Source organism: Kitasatospora sp. NPDC043950, from assembly GCF_056435345.1.
Map to the genome: position 1 here is coordinate 24572 of NZ_JBWKER010000022.1, position 23269 is coordinate 47840.

20 protein-coding genes and 3 tRNA genes are annotated in these 23269 nt (G+C 74.9%); 15 read left to right on the forward strand and 8 right to left on the reverse strand.

Annotation, left to right across the window (positions count from 1 at the left end; genetic code table 11):
• Nucleotides 1-251: 251 nt before the first annotated feature.
• The 4 genes from orn (at nucleotide 252) to AC07BF_RS16630 (ending at nucleotide 2654) form a co-directional block, all read left to right on the forward strand.
• Complete coding sequence (gene orn, locus AC07BF_RS16615; RefSeq protein WP_063349299.1) at nucleotides 252-854, forward strand: oligoribonuclease; 603 nt, start codon at nucleotides 252-254, stop codon at nucleotides 852-854.
• A gap of 127 nt (nucleotides 855-981) precedes the next feature.
• Nucleotides 982-1057 (forward strand) — tRNA-His (locus AC07BF_RS16620).
• A gap of 131 nt (nucleotides 1058-1188) precedes the next feature.
• Entirely contained in the window at nucleotides 1189-1635 is a 447-nt protein-coding gene (locus AC07BF_RS16625) for a DUF4442 domain-containing protein (protein WP_363583564.1), read from the forward strand.
• Nucleotides 1636-1745: 110 nt separating this feature from the next.
• Entirely contained in the window at nucleotides 1746-2654 is a 909-nt protein-coding gene (locus tag AC07BF_RS16630; RefSeq protein WP_363583566.1) for a hypothetical protein, read from the forward strand.
• Between the two features lie 325 nt (nucleotides 2655-2979).
• Here AC07BF_RS16630 and AC07BF_RS16635 read toward each other — a convergent pair whose 3' ends face one another.
• Together AC07BF_RS16635 and AC07BF_RS16640 are read right to left on the reverse strand one after the other, a co-directional pair.
• Nucleotides 2980-3927 (reverse strand): spermidine synthase, encoded by a 948-nt coding sequence (locus AC07BF_RS16635; protein WP_363583568.1) that lies wholly within the window; start codon nucleotides 3925-3927, stop codon nucleotides 2980-2982.
• Nucleotides 3928-4045: 118 nt separating this feature from the next.
• Nucleotides 4046-4570: a hypothetical protein gene (locus AC07BF_RS16640; RefSeq protein ID WP_363583570.1), complete on the reverse strand. Its 525-nt coding sequence runs from the start codon at nucleotides 4568-4570 to the stop codon at nucleotides 4046-4048.
• A 438-nt stretch (nucleotides 4571-5008) separates the two neighbouring features.
• Between AC07BF_RS16640 and AC07BF_RS16645 the strand changes: the two genes are divergently transcribed.
• Nucleotides 5009-6598, forward strand: a complete 1590-nt coding sequence (locus AC07BF_RS16645; RefSeq protein ID WP_363583572.1) for an NsdA family TPR-like regulatory protein — start codon at nucleotides 5009-5011, stop codon at nucleotides 6596-6598.
• Nucleotides 6599-6619: 21 nt separating this feature from the next.
• Here the strand turns inward: AC07BF_RS16645 and AC07BF_RS16650 are convergent, their stop codons facing one another.
• Nucleotides 6620-7276 carry a histidine phosphatase family protein gene (locus AC07BF_RS16650; protein WP_363583574.1) on the reverse strand — a complete coding sequence of 219 codons (657 nt, stop codon included), beginning with the start codon at nucleotides 7274-7276 and terminating at the stop codon, nucleotides 6620-6622.
• Between the two features lie 286 nt (nucleotides 7277-7562).
• Between AC07BF_RS16650 and AC07BF_RS16655 the strand changes: the two genes are divergently transcribed.
• Genes AC07BF_RS16655 through AC07BF_RS16665 form a run of 3 tightly spaced genes read left to right on the forward strand, consistent with a single transcriptional unit; the run spans nucleotide 7563 to nucleotide 11858 of the window.
• Nucleotides 7563-8810: a hypothetical protein gene (locus tag AC07BF_RS16655; protein ID WP_363583576.1), complete on the forward strand. Its 1248-nt coding sequence runs from the start codon at nucleotides 7563-7565 to the stop codon at nucleotides 8808-8810.
• A 55-nt stretch (nucleotides 8811-8865) separates the two neighbouring features.
• The gene (locus AC07BF_RS16660; protein ID WP_363583578.1) at nucleotides 8866-10497 is read left to right on the forward strand and encodes a hypothetical protein; all 1632 of its coding nucleotides are present in this window, start codon (nucleotides 8866-8868) and stop codon (nucleotides 10495-10497) included.
• Nucleotides 10497-11858 carry an AAA family ATPase gene (locus AC07BF_RS16665; RefSeq protein WP_400811785.1) on the forward strand — a complete coding sequence of 454 codons (1362 nt, stop codon included), beginning with the start codon at nucleotides 10497-10499 and terminating at the stop codon, nucleotides 11856-11858. The genes AC07BF_RS16660 and AC07BF_RS16665 overlap by 1 nt, the downstream gene beginning before the upstream one ends.
• A gap of 13 nt (nucleotides 11859-11871) precedes the next feature.
• Here AC07BF_RS16665 and AC07BF_RS16670 read toward each other — a convergent pair whose 3' ends face one another.
• Nucleotides 11872-12210 (reverse strand): hypothetical protein, encoded by a 339-nt coding sequence (locus AC07BF_RS16670; protein ID WP_478333535.1) that lies wholly within the window; start codon nucleotides 12208-12210, stop codon nucleotides 11872-11874.
• A 250-nt stretch (nucleotides 12211-12460) separates the two neighbouring features.
• Here AC07BF_RS16670 and AC07BF_RS16675 point away from each other — a divergent pair, with 250 nt between their 5' ends.
• The 3 genes from AC07BF_RS16675 to AC07BF_RS16685 all read left to right on the forward strand — a co-directional run bounded on the left by AC07BF_RS16675 (nucleotide 12461) and on the right by AC07BF_RS16685 (nucleotide 13696).
• Nucleotides 12461-12835: a hypothetical protein gene (locus AC07BF_RS16675; RefSeq protein ID WP_363583584.1), complete on the forward strand. Its 375-nt coding sequence runs from the start codon at nucleotides 12461-12463 to the stop codon at nucleotides 12833-12835.
• 161 nt (nucleotides 12836-12996) lie between these two features.
• Complete coding sequence (locus AC07BF_RS16680; protein ID WP_063349288.1) at nucleotides 12997-13554, forward strand: bifunctional DNA primase/polymerase; 558 nt, start codon at nucleotides 12997-12999, stop codon at nucleotides 13552-13554.
• Nucleotides 13555-13622: 68 nt separating this feature from the next.
• Nucleotides 13623-13696 (forward strand) — tRNA-Lys (locus tag AC07BF_RS16685).
• A gap of 124 nt (nucleotides 13697-13820) precedes the next feature.
• Here the strand turns inward: AC07BF_RS16685 and pgi are convergent.
• The gene (pgi, locus tag AC07BF_RS16690) at nucleotides 13821-15482 is read right to left on the reverse strand and encodes a glucose-6-phosphate isomerase (RefSeq protein ID WP_350882566.1); all 1662 of its coding nucleotides are present in this window, start codon (nucleotides 15480-15482) and stop codon (nucleotides 13821-13823) included.
• A 175-nt stretch (nucleotides 15483-15657) separates the two neighbouring features.
• Entirely contained in the window at nucleotides 15658-17241 is a 1584-nt protein-coding gene (locus AC07BF_RS16695; RefSeq protein WP_363583586.1) for a Na+/H+ antiporter, read from the reverse strand.
• Nucleotides 17242-17422: 181 nt separating this feature from the next.
• On the opposite strand from AC07BF_RS16695, the gene AC07BF_RS16700 reads away from it, so the two are divergent.
• From AC07BF_RS16700 to AC07BF_RS16715, 4 genes are all read left to right on the forward strand, one after another.
• Complete coding sequence (locus AC07BF_RS16700) at nucleotides 17423-18331, forward strand: NADP-dependent oxidoreductase (protein WP_478333536.1); 909 nt, start codon at nucleotides 17423-17425, stop codon at nucleotides 18329-18331.
• A 73-nt stretch (nucleotides 18332-18404) separates the two neighbouring features.
• A tRNA-Lys gene (locus AC07BF_RS16705) sits at nucleotides 18405-18478 on the forward strand.
• A 152-nt stretch (nucleotides 18479-18630) separates the two neighbouring features.
• Nucleotides 18631-19602, forward strand: a complete 972-nt coding sequence (locus tag AC07BF_RS16710; protein WP_363583590.1) for a GlxA family transcriptional regulator — start codon at nucleotides 18631-18633, stop codon at nucleotides 19600-19602.
• The gene (locus AC07BF_RS16715; protein ID WP_363583592.1) at nucleotides 19602-20237 is read left to right on the forward strand and encodes a DJ-1/PfpI family protein; all 636 of its coding nucleotides are present in this window, start codon (nucleotides 19602-19604) and stop codon (nucleotides 20235-20237) included. The genes AC07BF_RS16710 and AC07BF_RS16715 overlap by 1 nt, the downstream gene beginning before the upstream one ends.
• Here the strand turns inward: AC07BF_RS16715 and AC07BF_RS16720 are convergent.
• Nucleotides 20234-21424, reverse strand: coding sequence for an MFS transporter (locus AC07BF_RS16720; RefSeq protein WP_478333537.1), 1191 nt, complete (start codon nucleotides 21422-21424; stop codon nucleotides 20234-20236). The genes AC07BF_RS16715 and AC07BF_RS16720 overlap by 4 nt on opposite strands.
• Nucleotides 21425-21486: 62 nt before the next feature.
• A complete protein-coding gene (locus AC07BF_RS16725) occupies nucleotides 21487-23214 on the reverse strand; it encodes a chitinase (RefSeq protein ID WP_478333538.1) in 1728 nt (575 codons plus the stop codon).
• Nucleotides 23215-23269: the final 55 nt, after the last annotated feature.

A 23269-nucleotide genomic window follows, 5' to 3' on the forward strand; every position in this document is an offset into this window, starting at 1 on the left:
CGGCAGGCACGGGTGCCGCAGGCCCGTCCGCAGGGCGGCCGGACGGCGGCGACCGACGGTGCCCGGGCGGCGCGCGAGGCCCGTCCGGCCCGGGACGGTCACGCGGTCCGGACCGGGCGGGAGGGCGAGCGGCCGGACGGCCACGGCCCGCACGGCGGCGCGGAGGAGCACCAGGCCGAGGGCTGTGCCCCGGAGCCCCGCTCGGCTCCGCCGGTCCCCGCGGCGCGTGATCGCGCCGTAGGGTGAGTTGTGTGAATGACCGTTTGGTATGGATCGACTGTGAAATGACCGGCCTCGACCTCGACCAGGACGCCCTGGTCGAGGTCGCGGCACTGGTGACGGACTCCGAGCTCAACATCCTCGGTGAGGGTGTGGACGTCATCATCCGCCCGCCGGCGGAGGCGCTGGCGGGCATGCCCGAGGTGGTGCGCGCGATGCACACCTCCTCCGGCCTGCTGGAGGAACTGGAGCAGGGCGTGACGCTGGCCGAGGCCGAGGCGCGGGTGCTCGCGTACATCCGCGAGCACGTGCCGGAGGCCGGCCGGACGCCGCTGTGCGGGAACTCGGTGGCCACCGACCGCGGCTTCCTCGCCCGGGACATGCCGGCCCTGGAGAAGCACCTGCACTACCGGATCGTGGACGTCTCCTCGATCAAGGAGCTGGCCCGCCGCTGGTACCCGAAGGCGTACTACAACAGCCCGCAGAAGGGCGGCAACCACCGGGCGCTCGCCGACATCCGCGAGAGCATCGACGAACTGCGGTACTACCGCGAGGCGGTGTTCGTCCCGCAGCCCGGACCGGACACCGACACCGCGCGCGCCATCGCCGAGAAGTACCAGGCCCCGGAGGGCTGACCGGAGGAGCCCGGGGGAGGTGCCCGCGTTCGCCTGGACGAAAGCCTGGCGCGAGCACCCTCCCGGATCCTGTAGAGTTCTTCCTGTCGGAACGGGAACGCGGAAGCGGGAACGAGCCGGACAGATGGTGGGTGTAGCTCAGTTGGTAGAGCACCTGGTTGTGGTCCAGGTGGCCGCGGGTTCAAGTCCCGTCACTCACCCCAGAGCCTGAGGGCCGATCTCTTCGAGAGATCGGCCCTCAGGCGTTTTCGCGTTTCCTCAACTGCCCACCACGGTTCGGGTTTTCCCGGCACAGGCCTGCCGCCAGAAGCTACCGGCTAGTAACATTCCTGCCATGACCACACCTTCGATCGGCCAGCTGCTCGACTCCACCGTGCCGATGGCGCACACCCTCAAGCTGGAGTACCTGGAGACCGCCCCGGACCGCGCCGTACTGCGACTGCCCGACCAGCCCGCGTACCACAACCACGTCGGCGGACCGCACGCCGGCGCGATGTTCACCCTCGCCGAGTCCGCCAGCGGCTGCATCGTGCTCGCCGCCTTCGGCGACCAGCTCTCCCGGGCCGTGCCGCTCGCGGTGAACGCCGAGATCGCCTACAAGAAGCTCGCCATGGGCGAGGTCACCGCCACCGCCGTCCTCGGTCGCCCCGCCGCCGAGGTCGTCGCCGAGCTGGACGCCGGCGGCCGCCCCGAGTTCCCGGTCACCGTCGAGATCACCCGCGCCGACGGCGCCGTCACCGGTGTGATGACCGTCACCTGGACGCTGCGCCCCAACTCCTGACCGCGCCACGGCCGGTGGCCCCGGGCAACCCGGCCCCGGGGCCACCCGTGCGATGACTGTCCGTGACGGCGGGCGTGACCTCACGACCCGTCCGCTCGTTCTCAACTCACATGCGAGCCAATCACGCGACCAAGCCCCAGGAACCCGCCCCCCGCGGCGTCGGCGCACGGCGCGCGATCGGCCGGTGGCTGCCCCGCGTCCTCGCCGCCGGCGGCGCCCTCCTCGCCCAACTCGGGGGCTTCGGCGCGCAGGGCGCCTCCGCCGACCCGCTGCCGGACCAGACCCGCCCCGCCGTCCGCCGCACCCTGGCCGGCGGGCCGCCCGGCCGGCTCGTCCAGGCCGGGCGGCCCGCGCACGACGGGCCGTCGACCGAGCGGTCCGACGCCCCCGGGCGCCCGGCGGCCGAGGAGACCGACCGCCCCTCCCCCGGGCTCGCCGGGGAACTGACCGGCACCGTCCCCGACGCCGGGATCGACGGCGCCACCGGCACGGTCGGCAGCGTCTTCCAGGACCGGATCCGGGCCGGCGGCCTCCCCCTGCCCGGCCAACGGGCCGCCGTCCCCGACGCCTTCGCGATCGCCTCCGGCCTGCTCGACACCGTTCCCGCCCAGGGCCGCCCCGCCGAGACCCGCGCCTCCCGGGAGGGCGGGCCCGCCGAACTGCCCGCCACCGCACGGTCCGGCGCCGCCGGAGGCCGCTCCGCCGCACCGGCCGCCACCACCCGCCCGTCCGGGGCGGCCGACGCGCCCCCGGTCCAGGAGGCCACCGCCCCGGACGGGCGGAGCGCGGCCGGACCCGCCACGAGCCGTGACCGGACGGGCGCCACCACCGCCCCGCCGGTCGGGCCCGGCGCACCCGCCCAGCCGCCCGAAACCCTCGTGCTCGCCGACACCGCCACGGTGACGGCCGTGGGCGACGGCTCCGCCACCGCGACCGCCGTCCTCGCGCCGATCGCCGCCGGGCTGCTGCTGACCGGCGCGGCCATGTGCAAGCACCGCGGCCTGCCGCGCGGGCACTGACCGGGCTCACGCTCCTGGCGACGGCTCCAGCGCCGGCCGCGGACGCGCACGCCCGGGGGCGAACCGGGCGGCGTGCTGCCGATCCGGGTCGCACTCCTCGCCGGACGGGACGGCTCCGCGTCCGGACCGGAGTCGGGATGCCGAGCCGCCGCAGGCCGGACGGCGACCGCCGCTGTCAGCCGCGACCCGGACCACCGTCAAAGGATTTCAGGCGGCGGTGGGCAACCCCGCCGGGCGGTCAGCCAGGAGGTCAGCCGGGCGCCCCGCCGAGCGGTGAGCCGGACGCGGCCCCGCCGGGCGGTCAACCGGGCAGTCAGCCGGGAGGTCAGCGGAAGACGCCCGGGGGCGGGGCCGGGGAGGGGGCGGCGGTGGCGTCCGTGGCGGGGACGGCCCCGGCGGCGAACGCGGTGAGGGCGGGGCCGTGTTCGACCCGGCCGAGGGCGGCATCGGAGGCGACGCGGCGGGTGAGGTCGGCGATCGGGAGGGGGGCGTGCGCGCCGGCGAGGACGAGGTTGCCGAAGCGCTTGCCGCGCAGGACGGCGGGGTCGGCGACCAGGCACAGTTCGGGGAAGACCGCACCGAGGGTGGCGATCTGGGAGCGGGCGAAGGGCAGCGCCGAGCCGTCGGCGATGTTGGCCGCGTACCAGCCGCCGGGGGCGAGGGCGCGGGCGGCGAGGGCGGTGAACTCGACGGTGGTGCAGTGGGCCGGGGTGCGGGCGCCGGAGAAGACGTCGGTGATGACCAGGTCGGCGCTGCCCTCGGGGGTGCGTTCGAGCACGCTGCGGGCGTCGGCGCCGCGCACCTTGATCTGCCAGCTGCGTTCCAACGGCAGCTCGGTGCGGACGAGTTCGGTGAGCGCGGTGTCGATCTCGGCGACCTGCTGGCGGGAGCGGGGCCGGGTGGCCGCGACGTAACGGGCCAGGGTGAGGGCGCCGCCGCCGAGGTGCAGCACGGTGAGCGGGCGGCCGGACGGGGCGACCAGGTCGATCAGGTGGCCGAGCCGGCGCTGGTACTCGAAACCGAGGTGGGTGGGGTCGGCGAGGTCGACCATGGACTGCGGGGCGCCGTCGATCAGCAGCGACCAGGCGGCGGGGCGGTCCCGGTCGGGGCGCAGTTCGGCGAGGCCGGAGCCGACCGGGCGGGTGAGCGGGCCCTGAGCATGGGTGCGGCCGCCGGGGCCGGTGACGTCCGGCCCGGTGTCGCGCTCGGTGCCGCGCTCGGTGCCGCGGCCCGTGCCCCGGGCTGCTCTGCTGCTTCGTCCCATGACCGCCATTATCGCCGCCGGGCGGGGCGGCCTCGCCGGTCAGGGAGGTCCGGGGGCGTGCCAGGTGGATCCGGCCGGAGGGGCGGGCCAGGCTCGCGGGCCCGGCGGGATCCGCACGGCACGCCCGCTAGAACGGGCCGAGGCCGCCTGCGGTGAGCGTGCAGGCGGCCTCGCAGAGGGCGGATCGGAGCACCCAGGCGTCGGTGGGACGGGCGGCGCAGGCGGCGCCGGAGGGGGGCATCACCCACCGTGGGTCGGTGGCGGTCGGCAGCAGGGCGCCGGCGGTACAGGAACTGCCGGGCAGGTGCCAGGTCTCGCTGGTGCCGGCGGGGACGAGGAAGGTGACGGTGCTGCCGTTGCGGCTCTGCAGGACGGCTCCGCAGGCCCTGCGGAGCCGCAGGATGTCCACCGCCTCCAGGCCGTGCCGCAGGGCGACCGTCACGGTGTCGCAGGCGGTGACGAGGGTGTCCTGGTCCGGTCCGGGGCCGAGGCGGTGGCCGGGGTGCCGGCCGCCGCGGGGCGCGCGTCCGCCTTCGACCGGGCCCCGGCCGGGGATCCGGTCGTCGGCCGGGTCGGGGAGCAGGGCGGGGGCGGCGCCGGCGAGCACGCCGCCGGCGGCCGGTCGGTACTGCGGCAGTCCGGTGGCCATCATGGGCCCTCCTGTACCTCGTCGGGTCGGAAGCGCCGCCGCCCGGGAGGTGGGGGCCGCGGGGACGGACGGCAGGCCGGGGCGACGGCCTGGGCTTCCACGTATCAGGACAACGCGGCGGACACCGCGCAGGCCACGGGGCGCCTTACAGCAAGGCATGGCATTTCATGGCGGATAACCCGCAACCGCGCCCGCTTTATACCGAATTGGGGGCACATCTCCCAGGAACCGGCTGTGGTCGACCGGTCACGCCCGGTACTGTCGGTGGCGGGTCGCGACGACCCCACCGGCCACACCGGGCCGTTCCCGCACCGTCGCGCACCACCGTGCCGACACCCGGACCGTACCCGCACTTCGCCCCCGCACCCGACACCCGCGCACCTCCGGCGCCGCCGGCCGCGCCCCCGCACCACCACCCTCCGCACGACCACGGAGCGCACCATGGCAGCCACCCCACCGGCCGAGCCGAACCGCCCGTCACCCAACGCCGTGATGCGCGCACTGCGCGGCGACCGCTCACCCGGCGAGTTCGCCATGGCCGTGCGCCGGGCGGCCCGGGAGATCGGGGAGCACGTCTCCTGCGACGCCCGCTACGTCGGACGGGTCGAATCCGGTGAGATCCGCTGCCCCAACTACGCCTACGAGCGGGTCTTCCGGCACATGTGGCCGGATCGCACGCTCACCGAACTCGGCTTCTCCCCCCGGACCGCCGTCCGCCGCCGCCCGGCGGACGGTGCCGGCGGGAGGGCCGAAGCCCCCCCGCTCCACCCACCGTTCCCGCCCCCGCCCGCCCCGCGCTCACCACTCTCCACTCAACTCCCGTACGCTGCCTCGCCGTACGCGGACCCAGCCGCTCCGACCAAGCCCCCGTGGCCGAAGGCCGTCGCGGTGCCCCGGGGGCCTGATGGATCGCCCTATCTCGACGAGGAGAACGACGACGTGCGTCGCCGTACGTTCCTGGCCGGCGGCCCGACCGCGCTGGCCACCGTGATCGGCATCGACCGGCCGACCGTGGCCGCCGCCGCGGCCACCGGCAGTGCCGCCACCGACCCCGCCGCACCGGTGCTGTTCGAGCCCGGCCCCGGCGCCTTCGTGCCCGGCCGCCCCGGGCCGGTACCGCCACCCCGCAAGGTCGGCGCCGCCGAGGTGCTCGGCGTCGAGGAGGCCGTCCGGGAGATCCGGCTGGCCGACGACGCGCACGGCGGCGACACCCTGTTCGAACGCGCCGGGCAGTCGCTGCGCACCGCCTACCTGCTGCTCAACGAGGGCGAGTACAGCGCGGAGACCGAACGCCGGCTCCAGGCCGGAGCCGGCGAACTCGCCATCTCGGTGGGCTGGTTGGCGCACGACTCGAACCGGCTGGCAGACGCCCGCTCGCTCTACGCCGAGGCGCTCGCCACCGCCCGCATGGCCGGCGACGCCGCACTGGAGGCGCACGTGTTCTGCAACAGCGCCTTCCTCGCCCGGGACGCCGGCCGCCCCCGCGAGGCGCTGCGCGCCGCCCAGGCCGGGCAGGTCGCCGCCCGCCAGCTGGACTCCGCCCGGCTGCTCGCACTGCTGGCCATGCGGGAGGCCGGCGGCTGGGCGCTGCTGCAGGACCGCGCCGCCTGCGAACGCGCGATCGCCCGGGCGTACACGCTGTTCGGCCGCGGCCGCTCCGAGGACGATCCGGAGTGGATGTCCTTCTTCGGCGAGGCGGAGATCGCCGGCCTGCAGTCGCAGTGCTGGTCCGCGCTCGGCGACTGGGACCGCGCCAGCGAGCAGGCCGGGCTGGCCATAGCACTGCAGAAGCCGCACTTCGTCCGCAACCGGGTGCTGTACACCGCCGAGCTGGCCCACGACCGACTCGGCCGGGGCGACTTGGCGGGTGCGGCGCACCACGGTTCGGCCGCCGTGGCGCTGTTCGGCGAGGTCCGCTCGGCCCGGATCCGGAGCATGCTGGCGGACACCGCCGAACGGCTGCGCCCGCACGCCGCCGTGACCGAGGTGCGCCACTTCCTGGCCGGGTACGACCAGGCGGCAGCCGCCTGAGGGACGGATCCTGACGATCCGTCAGTGGCCGGCGGCCAGGCCCTCCAGGTGGGAGAGGTCGTTCCAGACCTCCACGGCCGGCGCGCCGTACTCCCAGGAGAGCACGCAGAGCGCGGCGGTGCCGAGCTTGAAGCGCTGGGCGAACTCGGGCGGCAGGCCCAGCCAGCGCGCGGTCAGGATGCGCAGCAGGTGGCCGTGCGCGAACAGGACGACGTCCCGGTCCGCGCAGTGCATGACGGTGGTGTCCGGCTCGGGGACACCGTGCTCCTCGTTGAGGCCGGCGAGGAAGGCGTCCACCCGGGCGGCCACCTCGGAGAGCTTCTCGCCGCCGGGCACGCCGTCGCGCCAGATCAGCCAGCCGGGGTGGTCGGTGGCGCGGATGTCCGCGCCGGTGCGGCCCTCGTACTGGCCGTAGTCCCACTCCAGGAGCTCCGGGCGCTCCACCGCCCGGTCGCCGAAGCCGGCCAGGGCGCAGGTCTCCTCGGCGCGGCCGAGCGGACTGGTGTAGACGAGCGCGTCCGGCAGCCCGTTCCAGGGGGCCTTGGCGAGGCGGGCGCCGAGCGCCCGGGCCATCGCCCTGCCCTCCTCGGTCAGCGGGATGTCGGTGCGGCCGGTGTGGCGGCCGGTGGCCGACCATTCGGTCTCGCCGTGGCGGACCAGCACGATTCGGGCGGGCATGGCAGGCTCCTCGCAGCGGGGCGGTGGCAACGGTCGGTCTCACCCTTGAGCACCGGGTTCCATGATCCCTCACCCGGACGGCGGGCACGATCGCGGGCCGGGCCGAAACGGCCCGGAAGGCGACGGCGGGCCGAAACGGCCTGGAGGGGGCGGCGGACCGAAACGGCCTCGGGCCCGGGCCGGCCGGGTCCCGGGGTGTCCCCACCTGGCACGCACGCGCGGTTCAGGCCGGAACAGGCCGGTCCGCACCGCATTGTCGGACCCGGGTGCGACACTGGGCCGCACCATGAACGTCTCGACGAACGTCCCGTCCACCGGGCACGCTGAGCCGCTCGCCCAGCGGCTCGCCGAACTGCGCGGTCCCGCGCCGCAGCGCAGCCTGAACGCCCGTTCCCTCGCCGCGCTCGCCGCCAATCCGGGCTGCCACCGCCGCGCCGTGCTCGACGCGGCGGGGGTGGACAAGTCGACGCTGGCCGCCCGGCTCGGCCGCCCCGCGCCCTTCGGGCAGTCCCCGTTCGCGATCGCCCGCGGCGTGATCTTCGAGTCCCGGCTGAAGGCGGACGACTACGCCGCGCTGCTGGAGCCGCTGCGCGGCCACCTCGGCGTCCCGGCGGACGGCGGCACCCCCTTGCAGGTGCCGGATCTGCTGCACCGTTCCGGGCCCGCCGTCCGGGCCGACCGGACGGTCGAGGCGCTGGCCCGGGCCGCCGCCGACCCGGACGCCTGGACGCTGCTGGACCACCCGATGCTGCGCCTGGACGTGGCCGGCGGCACCGCCTACCTGGAGCCGGACGCGGTCGTGGTGCACGGCGGCCGGTGCACGGTGGTCGAGATCAAGTCCTTCCCGGTGCTGGACGGCGGCGCGGACCCGGCCAAGGTCGGCGCCGCCGCCCGCCAGGCCGCCGTGTACGTGCTGGCGCTCCAGCGGACCGCCGCCGCGCTGGCCGGCCACCCGCTCGACGCCGACCCGTACACCGAGCAGCGGCTGCCCGGCAGCCCCCGGTCGAGCGTGCTGCTGGTCTGCCCGAAGGACTTCGGCAACCGGCCGACGGCCGTCGCCGTCGACGTCCGCCGCGAGCTGGCCACCACCCGCCGTCAGCTGAGCCGGATGACCGGCATCGACCGGCTGCTGGCGGAGCTGCCGGCGGGCGCCGACTTCGACCTGGCGGCCGACGAGGAGGGCGTGCCGGCCCGCTCCGCCGAGGAGCTGACCGCCTCGGTCGAGGCGGTGCCCGCCGCGTACGGCCCGGACTGCCTCTCCACCTGCGAGCTCGGCTTCCACTGCCGCGCCCAGGCCCGCTGCGGCGACCGGGTCGAGCAGCTCGGCCGGGGCGTGCGCGGCGAACTGGGCAGCATCCGGACGGTGACGCGGGCCCTGGCCGCCGCCGAAGCCGGCACCGCCGCCGTGGACGAGAACGCCGACCTGGACGAGAACGCCGACACCGACGTGGACGAGGCGGCCGACCGGCTGGCCTACGCGGCCGCGCTGCGCGCCGAGGCACTGGGCAAGGCCCCGACGGCGGGCCACGCATGAGCGGGCGCAGCACGGCCGTACGCGAACGCGGCGGGCCCGAGGCGGGGGCGGGCGCATGAGCCTGCTGACCACCCTCGCCCGGCTGGAGGCCGTCCGCAGCGGGCGGGCCGAGCCGCTGGCCACCGTCCGGCACCGGCACCTGTCCGACCGCCCGATGGTGGTCGTGCCGCTGACGGCCGCCGGTGAGGCCGGCGCGCCGCTGGCGGTGCTGCTGGGCACCGACCGGGACGCACCCCGGCTGCACCTGGTACCGCAGCCGCTCAACCGCACCCTGCGGTTCGACTTCCTGGCCGAGCTGGCCGCCGACCTGCTGCCCTACCTGGAGTCCTTCGCCGAGGACGTGGAGCAGATCGAGGGCTCCGAGAAGGACCCGGAGACCGGCGAGAAGACCCAGGTGTTCCGCGAGCTGTGCGCCGACGCGCCGCAGCTGATCGTGCCGAACGGCGCGGGCGTGCGGCACCTGGCCCTGCTCGGCCGCTCCACCCGGTTCCGCCGCACGGTCGAGGACGACGAACCGGGGCCGTACCCCGCGCCGGTGCGGGTGCCGCTGCTCGGCCGCTGGCTGACCCACCTCACCGACCGCGCCCAGGTGCCCGGTACCAGCCTGCTGCTGCCGATGACCGGCCTGCTGGCCCGGCACTGGGCCACCGGCCAGAGCCACCTGGAGGACCAGCACCTGGCCGCCCACCTGGCCTGGCACGCCCCGCCGGACGGCCTGACCGGTGCCGAGGCGGCCGAGCGCGCCGAGTCCGCCCGGGACGACCGGGGGCAGCTGCTGCACCCGCCGGCCGGCCCGGCCACCGATCCGCGCTTCGACGAGTTCGTGCTCGCCCCGGCGATCGCCCGCTACGACACCGCCACGGCCGCCCTTCAGCACAGCACCGAGCAGCGCGACGAGGCCGCCGCCGAGCGTGCCCGGGCGGCCGTCCGGGCCGCGGTCGAGCAGTTGCGCGAGGTGCTGGCGACCGTGCTGCTGCCCACCTGGCGGGACGTCTGGCGCGGCCTGGACCTGTTGCGCGGGCTGCCGCCCGCCGGGCACCTGGCGGAACGCTGGACCGGCGACCGCTGGTCCTACACCGGCCACCGGGACCGGCTGGCGGCCGGCGAGCCGCCGCAGCCGCGGCAGGACGACGCCGTCACGGCCGCCCGCAAGCTCGCCCAGCGCGAGCGCGAGCAGACCCGGCTGGACGTCCAGGAGGCGCTGGACGATCCGCTGGCGATGGCCGAACACCGGCTGTCCGGCGAGGCGTTCAGCGGCGTGGTGACCGAGGTGGTGCCGGACTACGACACCACCGGCCGCTCCCCCAAGCCGCGCCCGCTGATCACCCTGCGCACCGCCGACCGCCCGCACGCGGACCTCGGACGGGAGGCGCACCGGGTGTGGGGGTCCCCCCAGCCGGAGGCCGGCGGCGGCCGGTCCCCGCAGAAGGCGGAGATCGCGGCGGTCGACCCGGCCGGGGGCACCATCACCCTGCGCCTGCTGTCCGGCATGGGGCGCAGGAAGGAGCCCGAGCCGGGCAGCCTGCCCGAGCCCGGCGATCCGGTCACCTTCACCCTGTTCGAGCTGACGGTCCGCCAGTCCGCGCCGCTGCCCGAGCCGGACGACACCCCGTGGACGCACGGCGGCCCGCCCGGCGCCGCGCCCGCACCCGCGCCCGCCCCGTCCGTCTCCGAGGAGTGGGAATGATGGCCGAGTTGAGCGCCGAGCAGGCCCCGGGCGCTGCCGCCGACGCCGCCGTGGCCCGGATCCTGGCCGCGACCGTCCACCCGGCGGCCGGCGCCCCGCGCGGCGTGGTGGTCGATTCCCCGCCCGGCGCCGGGAAGTCGACGCTGGTGGTGCGGGCGGCCCGGGAGCTGGTCGAGGCCGGCGAGCGGCTGATGATCGTCGCCCAGACCAACGGCCAGGTGGACGACCTGGTCGGCCGACTCGCCGAGAAGGCACCGGACCTGACGATCGGTCGGTTGCACGCCGCCGACGCCCGGCCCGGCCCGGAGGTGCTGAAGCACGCCAACGTCACGCCCTCCGACAAGGTCGCCGAGCTGGTCGAACACGACGTGGTGGTCTCCACCTCGGCGAAGTGGCAGTGGGTGCGGGCCGAGGCGCCGTGGCGGCACGCGATCGTCGACGAGGCGTACCAGATGCGTTCGGACGCCCTGCTCGCGGTGGCCCGGCTGTTCGAGCGGGCACTGTTCGTCGGCGACCCGGGCCAGCTGGACCCGTTCACCGTGGTCGGCACCGAGCAGTGGGCGGGCCTGTCGTACGACCCGTCGAGCAGCGCCGTGGTCACCATGCTGGCGCACAACCCGCAGATCGAGCCGCACCGGCTGCCGGTCTCCTGGCGGCTGCCGGCCAGCGCGGCGCCGCTGATCTCGCGGGCGTTCTACCCGTACACGCCGTTCCGCTCCGGCACCGGCCCGGACGACCGCCGGCTGAGCGCCGCCGTCCGGCCGGACGGCGGCGCGCTGGACGCCGCGATCGACCGGGCCGCCGAGCACGGCTGGGCGCTGCTGGAGCTGCCCGCCCGGCACACCGTGCGGACCGATCCGCAGGCGGTGGCGGCCGTCGCGGCCACCGTCCGGCGGTTGCTGGAGCGCGGGCTGACCGCCCGCTCCGAACAGGGCGAGGCACCTCTCACCGCCGACCGGATCGCGGTCGGCACCGCCCACCGGGACCAGGCCGCGGCCGTCCGCGCGGCCCTGCTCAGGGTGGGCGTCCCGGTGGACCAGGCGGCCGGCCCGGCCGTCACGGTGGACACCGCCAACCGGTTGCAGGGCCGCGAGTACGACGTCACGGTGGTGCTGCACCCGTTGTCCGGGCGGCCCGACGCGACGGCCTTCCACCTGGAGACCGGCCGGCTGTGCGTGCTCGCCTCCCGGCACCGGCACGCCTGCATCGTGGTCGCCCGGGCCGGGATCGGCGAACTGCTGGACGAGCACCCGTCCACCGAGCCGGTCCAGCTGGGCGTCCCGGTCGCTTTCCCGGACGGCTGGGAGGCCAACCACCAGGTGCTGCACCACCTGAGCGGCCACCGGGTGCGGCTGGGCTGACCGGCCGGGCGGGTCAGGTCTCGGTCTCGGTCTCGGTCTCGGTCTCGGTCTCGCAGGCGGCGTAGGCCCGGACGGTCCCGTGCTCGGCCCGCACCGCCCAGGTGCTCGGGTCGTCGGGGTTCGGCGCGTTGACCAGGACGGCGTCGCCGGAGGCGGCGGGCCGGAAGGCGTAGCCGCCCCCGGTGAGGTGGGAGCCCTGGGGGCAGGTCGCCATCGACCAGCCGCCCGGGCCGCTCCACGGCCCGGTCACCACGACGGTCGTCTCGGCGGCCCCGGCCGCAGGTGCCACGGCCAGTCCGAGGGCCGGGGCGATCAGCAGGAGTCCGGCCGCGAGGCCCTTGCGTAGGGGCATGGGTTCTCCCTGGGGTGGTGGATCGCTGGAACACCCGGGACAACGACGGCCCCGACGCCCCGACGCCACCGCACGCGCCCGACCACCCGAAGGAGTAGCGCGACCCCGGCGCGTGCGGGGGAATAGCGCCCGCACGCGCACCGTTCCGTTACCGGCCGCCGCCGCGCGACAATGGACGGCGGCCACGGCCGTGCGGCGCGGCCCGGAGCAGCCGCCGCCCACCCCCACCGAGACCCGGAGGTGTCCGTTCATGCCCGACTCCCACACGAAGGCGTCCGACCACGGCGGTCAGGCCGACCCCGCGCGGCGTCTGCGTCCGGTGCAGCTGCTGTTCGAGCCGCAGTCCGCCGAACCGGAGCCGGAACGATTCTTCGATCTGGAGTCGATCGACGACCCCGCGGACCTGCTGCGCCGCTCCACCGAGCTGGCCCTGGCCTTCCGGACGGCCGCCGAGCGGGCCACCGACTTCCAGGCGGTCGCCGCCGCACAGCTGGCGGACCCGCGCCGCTTCGACGCGCTGTCCGACGCCGAGATCGCGCAGCGGGCGGACTGGACCCCCGACTACGCGGCCAAGATGATCGAGTACGGCCGCGGGCTGCTCCAGCCCCGCCGCCACGAGGACTGAGCGCAGCCGGGCACGAGGCGCCGGAGCGCCGGGCCCCGGTGCTCCGGCATCAGCCGCTGGCATATGCGCGAGCGGGGAAGGGTACGCCGTTCCCCGTCGTCCTGTACGGCAAACCGTGCTTTCCCTCCCGTCCGGCCCGCGGACGGCACAGGCTGCTGTCCGTGGACATCTGGACGTATCAGTCGGTGGAGTACGTCACCGTGGCCGGCGAGGCCTGGCTCGCCTCCGCCAGCGAGTACCCGCGCAGCATGCGCGCCCTCTGGGAGGCCCGGCCGTGGGCACCCTCGGTGCTGCCCTGCGGGCGCGCCTTCGACGTGATCAGCATGCCGTCACTGTTCGGCCGCCGGGTGCTGGACGAGCTGTGGGCCTCCGGGCCGGGCTGCGGGCCGGTCGCCTCCTACCGGGGGCGGACGCTGCTGTTCGTCCAGCCCGGCGCGGGGCCCCGGCTGCGCAGGCTGCTGGCCTGGGAGGAGTGGGCCCGGGACGTGCCGCCCCTGCTGTGCCACGGCAAGGGCGACGCGGTGACCGTGCCGCCGGTGCAGCGGATGGTGAACGGCCCGGACTCCCCCGGGCTGGGCTCCGGCCGGTGGATCGTCGCCCCGGAGGACCGGGAGCCGTGGCTGCCGGGCGCCTCGGTGGTGCTGTGGGCGTGCGTGCGGGCGGCCCGGGAGCCGGCTGCGGCCGTGCCCGCCGGCGCGGCGGCCGTGACCGGGGGGTGAACGGAGGACGGCCGGTATTCGATTTTGGCGCGGACCCCGGGCGCTGCTAAAGTCTTCTCTGTCAGCAGGCGCCGCTAGCTCAGTTGGTTAGAGCAGCTGACTCTTAATCAGCGGGTCCGGGGTTCGAGTCCCTGGCGGCGCACAGACAGCCGAGAGGCCCCTTGCGAAAGCAAGGGGCCTCTCGGCGTTTCCCGCTCGAATCAGCGAATCAGGGAACAAGGGAACAGGACCGGGCCGCCCGCCGGAGCGGACGGCCCGACCGGGGCTCAGCGGCCGCGCAGCGCGCGGTAGCGGGCGACCAGCTCGGCGGTGGAGCTGTCCAGCTGCTCGGCGCCCTCGCCGGTCAGCAGCACCGGCTCGATCCGCTTGGCGAGCACCTTGCCCAGCTCGACGCCCCACTGGTCGAAGGAGTCGATGTTCCAGATCGCGCCCTGGACGAAGACCTTGTGCTCGTAGAGCGCGACCAGCTGGCCGAGCACCGAGGGGGTCAGCTCGGCGGCCAGGATGGTGCTGGTCGGGTGGTTGCCCTGGAAGGTCTTGTGCGGAACGAGTTCGGCGGGCACGCCCTCGGCCGCCACCTCCTCCGGGGTCTTGCCGAAGGCCAGCGCCTGGGTCTGGGCGAAGAAGTTGGCCAGCAGCAGGTCGTGCTGGGCGACCAGGCCCGGGAGCAGGTCGGCGACCGGCTTGGCGAAGCCGATGAAGTCGGCCGGGATCAGCTTGGTGCCCTGGTGCAGCAGCTGGTAGTAGGCGTGCTGGCCGTTGGTGCCGGGGGTGCCCCAGACCACCGGGCCGGTCTGCCAGGTCACCGGCGAACCGTCGCGGGTCACCGACTTGCCGTTGGACTCCATGTCCAGCTGCTGGAGGTAGGCGGTGAACTTCGACAGGTAGTGCGAGTAGGGCAGCACGGCGTGCGCCTGGGCGTCGAAGAACGCGCCGTACCAGACGCCGAGCAGGCCGAGCAGCAGCGGGACGTTCTGCTCCGGCGGCGCGGTGCGGAAGTGCTCGTCGACCAGGTGGAAGCCGTCCAGCATCTCGCGGAAGGCGTCGGGGCCGATGGCGATCATCAGCGAGAGGCCGATCGCCGAGTCGTAGGAGTAGCGACCGCCGACCCAGTCCCAGAACTCGAACATGTTGTCGGTGTCGATGCCGAAGTCCCGCACGCCCTCGGCGTTGGTGGACAGCGCGACGAAGTGCTTGGCCACCGCCTCGGTGCCGGCGCCCAGCCCGGTGAGCAGCCAGTCGCGGGCCGAGACCGCGTTGGTGATGGTCTCGATGGTGGTGAAGGTCTTCGAGGCGACGATGAACAGCGTCTCGGCCGGGTCGAGGTCGCGGACCGCCTCGTGCAGGTCGGCGCCGTCCACGTTGGAGACGAAGCGGACGTCGAGGTCGCGCTTGGCGAACGAGCGGAGCACCTCGTAGGCCATCGCGGGGCCGAGGTCGGAGCCGCCGATGCCGATGTTGACGACGGTGCGGATCGGCTTGCCGGTGTGGCCGCGCCACTCGCCGCCGCGGACCCGCTCGGCGAAGCCGGCCATCTTGTCGAGGACGGCGTGCACGGCGGGCACCACGTTCTCGCCGTCGACCTCGATCACGGCACCGCGCGGGGCGCGCAGCGCGGTGTGCAGGACGGCGCGGTGCTCGGTGTTGTTGATCTTCTCGCCGCGGAACATCGCGTCCCGCAGCTCGGCGACGCCGGTGGCCGCGGCGAGTTCGCGCAGCAGCTCCAGCGTCTCGTCGGTGACCAGGTGCTTGGCGTAGTCCACGTGCAGGTCGCCGACCTGGAGGGTGTAGCGGCGGCCGCGCTCCGGGTCGGCGGCGAACAGCTCGCGCAGGTGCGTCTCGCCCAGCGCGGCCCGGTGCTTGCCGAGGGCGGCCCACTGCGGGGTGCGGTCGAGCGGGGTGCGGGCGTCGGCACGGGTCTCCGACATCGGTGGTTCCTCGATTCATCTGGGTGCGGAAACCGGCAGGGCCAGGCGGTGAGGGTCTCGCGAGGTCGTGCGGGTACTGGTGGTGCGCCGACTCCGTTGACGGCCTGCCCGGGCTCAGCCTATGCAACCGCGGAGCCGGTCGCGCACATTCCGCCCGGCGGGGCCGGACAGGCCGTCACTTGCGTTCCGAGCGCAGGTCCAGCCCCCGCAACACCTGGTCGACCAGCTCCGGGTCGGCGCCGAGTTCGCTGCGGGCGGCGAGCATCTCGCGCCGGGAGGCGGCGATCATCTCCTGCTCGACCTCCCGGGCGGCCCGCCACTGGCTGAGCCGCAGCTTGGCCTCGGCGGCCTCCTCCTCGGCGTAGTTCTCCGGGCAGAGCCGGGCCAGCCGGTCGTGCTGACGGTCCCGCAGGCGGTCGGCGACCTCGGCGGGCAGCCGGTCCTGCTCCTCCAGTTCGCCCAGCCGCCTGAGCCCGGCCTTGGCGGCCCGCCACCAGAGCTGGCGGACGGCCTGCTCGTGCTTGTCCTGGTCGATGTCCAGTTCGAACCGCTTGGCCAGCCAGGGCAGGGTGAGACCCTGCACCAGCAGGGTGAACAGCACCACGCTGAAGGCGATGAAGACCAGGCGGCCGCGCTCGGGGAACTCCTCGCCGGAGTGGAGGGTGAGCGGGATGGCGAGGGCCAGGGCGACGGTGGCCACGCCGCGCATGCCGGACCACCAGAGGATCACGCTCTCCTTCCAGCTGAACGGGGTGTCCTCGTCGTCGCCGCTGCGCAGCTTCTTCGACAGCCAGCCGGCCGGCAGCAGCCAGAGCAGTCGGACCACCACGACCACGCCGATGACCACGGCGGCGTCGCCGATGAAGCCGGTCCAGCCGCGGCCGGCCTCCTTGAGCACGGTGGCCAGCTCCAGGCCGATCAGGCCGAAGGCGACGCCGGTGATCAGGATCTCGACGACCTCCCAGAAGGCGTTGCCGACCAGCCGGAAGGAGACGGCGTCGGCGTCGGAGGCCCGCTCGGCGAGGTAGAGCGCGCAGACCACGACCGCGAGCACGCCGGAGCCGTGGATCTCCTCGGCGATGGCGTAGGCGGCGAAGGGCACCAGCAGGTTGAGCGCGACCTGCTGGGTCGGGTCGTCCAGGCGCTCGGCGAGCTTGGTGTTGACCCAGCCGAGGGCGATGCCGACGACCACGGCGAGCACCGCGGACAGGATGAAGCGCAGCACCGCGTGGCCGATCGAGAAGTCGCCGCTGACCACGGCCTCGATGGCCAGCGAGTAGACGACGATCGCCGTGACGTCGTTGAACAGGCCCTCGCTCTCCAGGATCGACACCAGGCGCCGGGGCAGGCCGACGCTGCCGGCCACCGCGACGGCGGCCACCGGGTCGGGCGGGGAGACCAGCGCGCCGACCGCGATCGCGGCGGCGACCGGCAGGGCGGGCAGCAGCCAGTGCACCGCCCCGGCCACCGCGGCCGTGGTGACCACCACCAGGGCGACGGCCAGCAGCAGGATCGAGCGGACGTTGGCCTTGAAGTAGCGCACCGAGGAGCGCCGGGCGACCGCGAAGATCAGCGGCGGCAGGACCAGCGGGAGGATCAGCTCGGGCTCGATGGTGACGTCCGGGATCTGCGGGACGAGCGCCATGACGATGCCGAGCAGGGTCATCAGGACCGGTTGCGGCACTCCGGTCTTGCGTGCGAGCGGCATGGTCACCACGGAGGCGAGCAGCACCAGGAAGAACAGGGGCAGCTGGCCCACGGAAACGTTCCTCTCCACAACGGACGGCTGAGCGCCGCCCAGGATAAATCTGACAATGCGCCCATCAGTGAAGACACGCCGAACAATCGCTTGACCTCAAGCGGACTTCAGGTCCGAGGATCGGGGGTGTTCGAACAGTCAAGCAGTCGAATGTCGAACATTCGAGAGGGCGGGAGCAGACATGAAGGCGGTCACCGTCACGCGGTCCGGCGGTCCGGAGGTCCTGCGGGTCACCGAGGTGCCCGACCCGGAACCCGGACCGGGCGAGGTGCGGGTGCGGGTCCTCGCGGCCGGGGTGCAGCCGGTCGACCTCGCGATCCGGGAGGGCTTCCGCCCGCCGGGGGCCGTCGTCGAGCCGCCGTTCGTCCTCGGCAACGAGTTCGCCGGAGTGGTGGACCGACTCGGACCGGACGGCTCCGGCCGGCAGGTCGGCGACGAGGTACTGGGCTTCCGCTTCCTGGACAGCCAGGCCGAGCTCGTCACGGTGGACGCCTCCCAGCTGGTGGCCAAGCCCGCCGGCATGCCCTGGGAGCAGGCCGGCTCGCTCTCCGCCTCCGGCCAGACCGCGCACCTGGCGCTCACCCTGCTCGCGGTGGGCCCCGGCGACACCGTCCTGGTGCACGGCGCCTCCGGCGGGGTCGGCACCGTCGCCGTCCAGCTCGCCCGGGCCTGGGGCGCCACCGTGATCGGCACCGCGAGCGAGCGCAACCACGACTACCTGCGCGACCTGGGCGCGATCCCGGTCGCGTACGGCGAGGGGCTGGTCGAGCGGGTCCGGGCGGTGGCGCCGCAGGGCGTGGACGCCGCCTTCGACGCCGCCGGGCGGGGCGCGCTGGCGGCCTCGGTCGAGCTGGTCGCCGACCGGAGCCGGATCGGCACCGTGGTCGACTACCCGGAGGCCGAGCGGCTGGGCGTACGGGGGCTGCGGGGGCCGCGCACGGCCGCACGGCTGACCGAGCTGGTGCGGCTGTGGGAGGCGGGCGGGCTGCGGCTGGAGATCGCCGAGGCGCTGCCGCTGGAGCGGGCCGCCGAGGCCCACCGGCTGGTCGGCGCCGGGCACGTCCGGGGCAAGGTGGTCCTGGTGCCGTGACGCTGCGTGCGCAGCCACCCGGGCCGATTGTGTGTTTCGGCTGCTGACCAGGTAATGTTCTCCGCGTCAGCAGGCGCCGCTAGCTCAGTTGGTTAGAGCAGCTGACTCTTAATCAGCGGGTCCGGGGTTCGAGTCCCTGGCGGCGCACAGGCAGCCGGAAGGCCCTTCGCGAGAGCGAGGGGCCTTCCGGCGTTTCCGCGCTCCCCGCCGGCAATCCCACCGGCATCCCCGCCGACTGTGGCAGGAAAGGTGGGAAACGGGTCATTGCTGCCACTGCGGCCCGGTGACAGGCTGGTCGCATGAGAGCGCGCAGCGTGGTCGTCGTCCTCTACGAGGGCGTGCAGAGCCTCGACGTGACCGGTCCCGTGGAGGTGTTCGCGGGGGCGGGCGCGGCCGCCGGGCAGCCGGGGGCGTACCGGGTGACCACCGCCTCCCCGGGCGGCGGGCCGGTGCGCAGCCACAGCGGGCTGCGGCTGCTGCCGGACACGGACCTGTCCGGGGTCGGGCCGGTGCACACCCTGCTGGTCCCCGGCGGGCTGGGCAGCGACCTCCCGGACGGTGCGCTGGTGGCACGGATCCGGGAGCTGGCCGGCCGGGCCGAGCGGGTGGTGTCGGTGTGCACCGGGGCCTTCCTGCTCGCCGAGGCCGGGCTGCTGGCCGGGCGCCGGGCGACCACGCACTGGGCGTACTGCGAGGCGCTGGCCCGGCGGTTCCCGGACGTCGAGGTGGACCCGGACCCGATCCACGTCCGGGACGGGAACGTCGCCACCTCGGCCGGGGTCACCGCCGGGATCGACCTGGCGCTGGCCCTGGTCGAGGAGGACCTGGGACGCGACGCCGCCCTGCTGATCGCCCGCCACCTGGTGGTCTTCCTGCGCAGGCCGGGCAACCAGGCCCAGTTCAGCACCCAGCTGGCCGCCCAGGTGGCGGCCCGGCAGCCTCTGCGCGAGGTGCAGCGGTGGATCGCCGAGCACCCGGAGGCCGACCTGTCGGTCGAGGCGCTGGCCCGCAGGTCGGCGCTGTCACCGCGGCACTTCGCCCGGGCCTTCGCCACCGAGGTGGGGGTGACCCCGGGCCGGTACGTGGACGGGGTCCGGCTGGAGGCCGCCCGGCGGCTGCTGGAGGACACCGCCGACGGCATCGAGGAGATCGCGCGCTCCTGCGGCTACGGCACCCCGGAGGCGATGCGGCGCGCCTTCGTCCGGTCCCTGGCCGCCCCGCCCGCCGAGTACCGACGCCGCTTCCGACCCGATCCTGTTGGAGGACACTGATGCGCATCGCCGTTCTGCTCTACGACCGGTTCACCGCCCTGGACGCCGTCGGCCCCTGCGAGGTGCTGTCCCGCATCCCCGGCGCCGAGGTGGTGTTCACCGCCGCGAAGCGCGGCCCGGTCCGCACCGACATGAAGACCCTGTCGCTGACCGCGGAGGCCGCCCTGGACGAGGTGGCCGCGGCCGACGTGCTGCTCGTCCCGGGCGGGCCCGGGACGGAGGCCCGGCTGGCCGACCAGGCCGTGCTGGAGTGGGTGCGCGCGGTGGACGCCACCACCACCTGGACCACCTCGGTCTGCTCGGGCTCCCTGCTGCTGGGCGCCGCCGGACTGCTGGCGGGGCGCCGGGCCACCTCGCACTGGTGCTGCCTCGACGCGCTGAAGAAGTTCGGGGCGGAGCCGACCGGGACGGAGCGGGTCGTGGTCGACGGCAAGTACGCGACCGCGGCCGGGGTCTCGGCCGGGATCGACCTCGCGCTGACGCTGACCGGCCTGATGGCCGGGGACGCGACCGCGGAGGCGATCCAGCTGGTCATCGAGTACGACCCGCAGCCGCCGTACTCGGCGGGCTCGGTCGCGACGGCCCGGCCCGAGCTGGTCGCCGAGCTGCTGGCCAACGGGCTCCAGCTGCGCTAACGGCGCCCGGTCGGGAAGCCGTGGCGGCGGGCGCCGGTGACCACCGCCAGGACGGACAGCATCAGGGCGAGCACCGTCCAGGGCAGGGCGCCGGTGCCCAGGCGGCCCAGCACCAGGCCGCCGACCACGCCGCCGCCCGCCATCGCGGCGTTCCACAGAGTGACCAGTACCGCCTGGGCGGCGTCCGCCCGCTCGCCGCCCGCGTCGCCGACGGCGGTCTGCAACAGGGTCGGGGCGCCGCCCCAGCCCAGGCCCCAGAGCGCGGCGGCGGCGTACACCAGCGGTGTGCTGTGCGACCAGAGGCCGAGCAGGCCCGCGGACAGGGCGACCAGCAGCGCACCGCCGATCGTCAACTGCCGTAGCCGGCGGTGGATGTGGGAACCGGTGAACCAGATGCTCGCCAGCGAGGCCAGGCCGAAGACCAGCAGCACGGTGTCGGTCGCGTCGCCGAGGCCGGTCCGGTCGAGGAAGGGCGCGATGTAGGTGAACAGGATGGTGTGGGCGAGCACGAAGAGCACCGTCACGGTGAGCACCGGCGCCACCCCGGGCACGGTGAGCGCGCTCCGCACCGGGGCGCGCTCACCGGCGGGTCGTCCGGGCTGGTCCGGCAGCAGGGCCGCGATCCAGCCGATCACGCCGAGCGCCAGTGCCGTCATGGCCAGGAAGGGCACCCACCAGGCGAGCGCCTGGCCGAGGAAGGTGCCGACCGGCACTCCCAGCGACAGCGCCACCGGCACGCCCGCCATCGCCACCGCCATGGCCCGGCCCTGCTGCTCGACCGGCACCAACCGGCGCGCGTACCCGGCCAGCAGCGCCCAGGCGAGGCCGGCCGCGACGCCCGCGAGGAAGCGGGCGGCCAGGGTGAGCGGGTAGTTCGCGGAGGCCGCGGTGACGGTGTTGGCGGCGGCGAAGCCGGCCATCGCGGTGAGCAGCAGCCGCTTGCGGCCCCAGCCGGCGGTGGCTGCGGTGAGCGGTATCGCGGTGGCGGCGGTCCCGAGCGCGTAGACGGTGACGGTCTGCCCGGCGGCCGACTCGCTGACGCCGAGGGCCCCGCCCATCCCGGGCAGCACGCCGGCGGGCAGGGTCTCGGTGAGCGCGGTGACGAAGACGGCGGTGGCCAGGGCGAGCAGGGCGGGCAGGGGAAAAGGAGTGCGGGCTACGGGAGTCGGGAGCTGTGTGGTCGCCATGGGAACCATGCTCGATCCTCACACCGGTGTCAGGTTCAAGCACGGTTCCCACCGACGTCACCTCAGCGGCGGAAGTAGCCGTCGAAGTTCTTGGAGAACTCCCGGCCCCCGAACTGGTCCCAGTTGACGGACCAGGTCATCAGCCCGCGCAGGTTCGGCTGGGCGCCCGAACGCGGCACGTACGAACCGCAGTTGGCCAGTTTGGTGAGGCAGTCCAGGGCCTTGTTCACCTCGGCCGGGGCGACGTAGCCGTTGCCGGCGTTGGTGGTGGCCGGCATGCCGATGGCCACCTTGGAGGCGGGCAGCGGCGGGAACATGTTGTTCGTGTTGCCCGCCACCGGGAAGCCGTTGAGCAGCAGGTCGGTCATCGCGACGTGGAAGTCGGCGCCGCCCATCGAGTGGTACTGGTTGTCCAGGCCCATGATGGAGCCGGAGTTGTAGTCCTGGACGTGCAGCAGGGTGAGGTCGTCGCGCAGCGCGTAGATGACCGGCAGGTACGCCCCGGCGCGCGGGTCCTGGCCGCCCCAGGGACCGGAACCGTAGTACTGGTAGCCGAGTTGGACGAAGAAGGTCTCCGGCGCCATGGTCAGCACGAAGCCCGGGCCGTACTTGGCCTTGAGGGTCTTCAGTGCGGAGATCAGGTTGACGATGACCGGGCTGGTCGGGTTCTTGAAGTCGGTGTCGCCGGTGTTGAGGGAGAGCGAGTGCCCCTCGAAGTCGATGTCCAGGCCGTCCAGGCCCCACTTGTCGATGATCGCCGAGACCGAGCTGACGAAGGTGTCGCGGGCGGCGGTGGTGGTCAGCTGGACCTGGCCGTTCTGGCCGCCGATCGAGATCAGCACCTTCTTGCCCTGGGCCCGCTTGGCGGCGATGGCGGCCTTGAAGTCGGCGTCGGACTCCACGGTCGGGCAGTCGGTGACGGAGCAGCGGTTGAACCGGATGTCGCCGGAGGTGACGGAGGTGGGCTCGCCGAAGGAGAGGTCGATGAAGTCCCAGGAGTTCGGGACGTCGGCCATCCGGGTGTAGCCGGCGCCGTTGGCGAAGCTGGCGTGCAGGTAGCCGACCAGGGCGTGGCTGCCGGGCGGCGGCGGGGTGGTCGGGGTGCCGGTGGGGGTGCCGGTGGGCGTTCCCGTCGGTGTCCCGGTCGGGGTACCGGTGGGGGTGCCGGTGGGCGTTCCCGTCGGTGTCCCGGTGGGCGTCGCGGTCGGCGTGGGCGTCGGGGACCCGGTGGGCGTCGGCGTCGGGCTGGGGGCGCCCGGCCCGTCCAGCGAGACGTCGTCCGCGTAGTAGGTCCCCTGGCCGTACCAGCCGTGGGTGTAGACGGTGGCGCTGGTCTGGGTGGCGCCGGTGGTGAAGCTGAGGCTGAGCTTCTGGTAGCCGCCGCCGGTGCCGGGGGTCCAGGTGCTGGGGCCGCCGCCGTCGACGCCCAGGTAGACGTACGAGCCGTTGACGTACGCGCTGAGCGTGTACGTGGTGCTGGGGGCGACGGTGACGGTCTGGCCGCACTGGGCGGTGTCGCCCGCGGTGGCCGCGGCGGCGAGGGCGTAGCCGCCGCCGTGCACCGGGCTGGTGACGACGCTGCCGGAGTTGCCGGTGCAGCTCCAGGGGCCGAGCGAGCCGGACTCGAAGCCGCCGTTGACCAGGAACTCGCCGGCCGAGGCGGTGGGCGCCAGGCCCAGGGTGACACCGACCAGGGTGGCCGCGGCGACGGCGGAGGCGGTGCCGGCGGCGAGCAGGGTGCGGGACTGCTTCCGGCGGGCGGGGGCGGGTGCGGGTGTGGTTCTGCGCATGCGGGGGCTCCTGCGATGGCGCGGTCGTGGGGGACGTCCGAGGGCACGCCGGAGC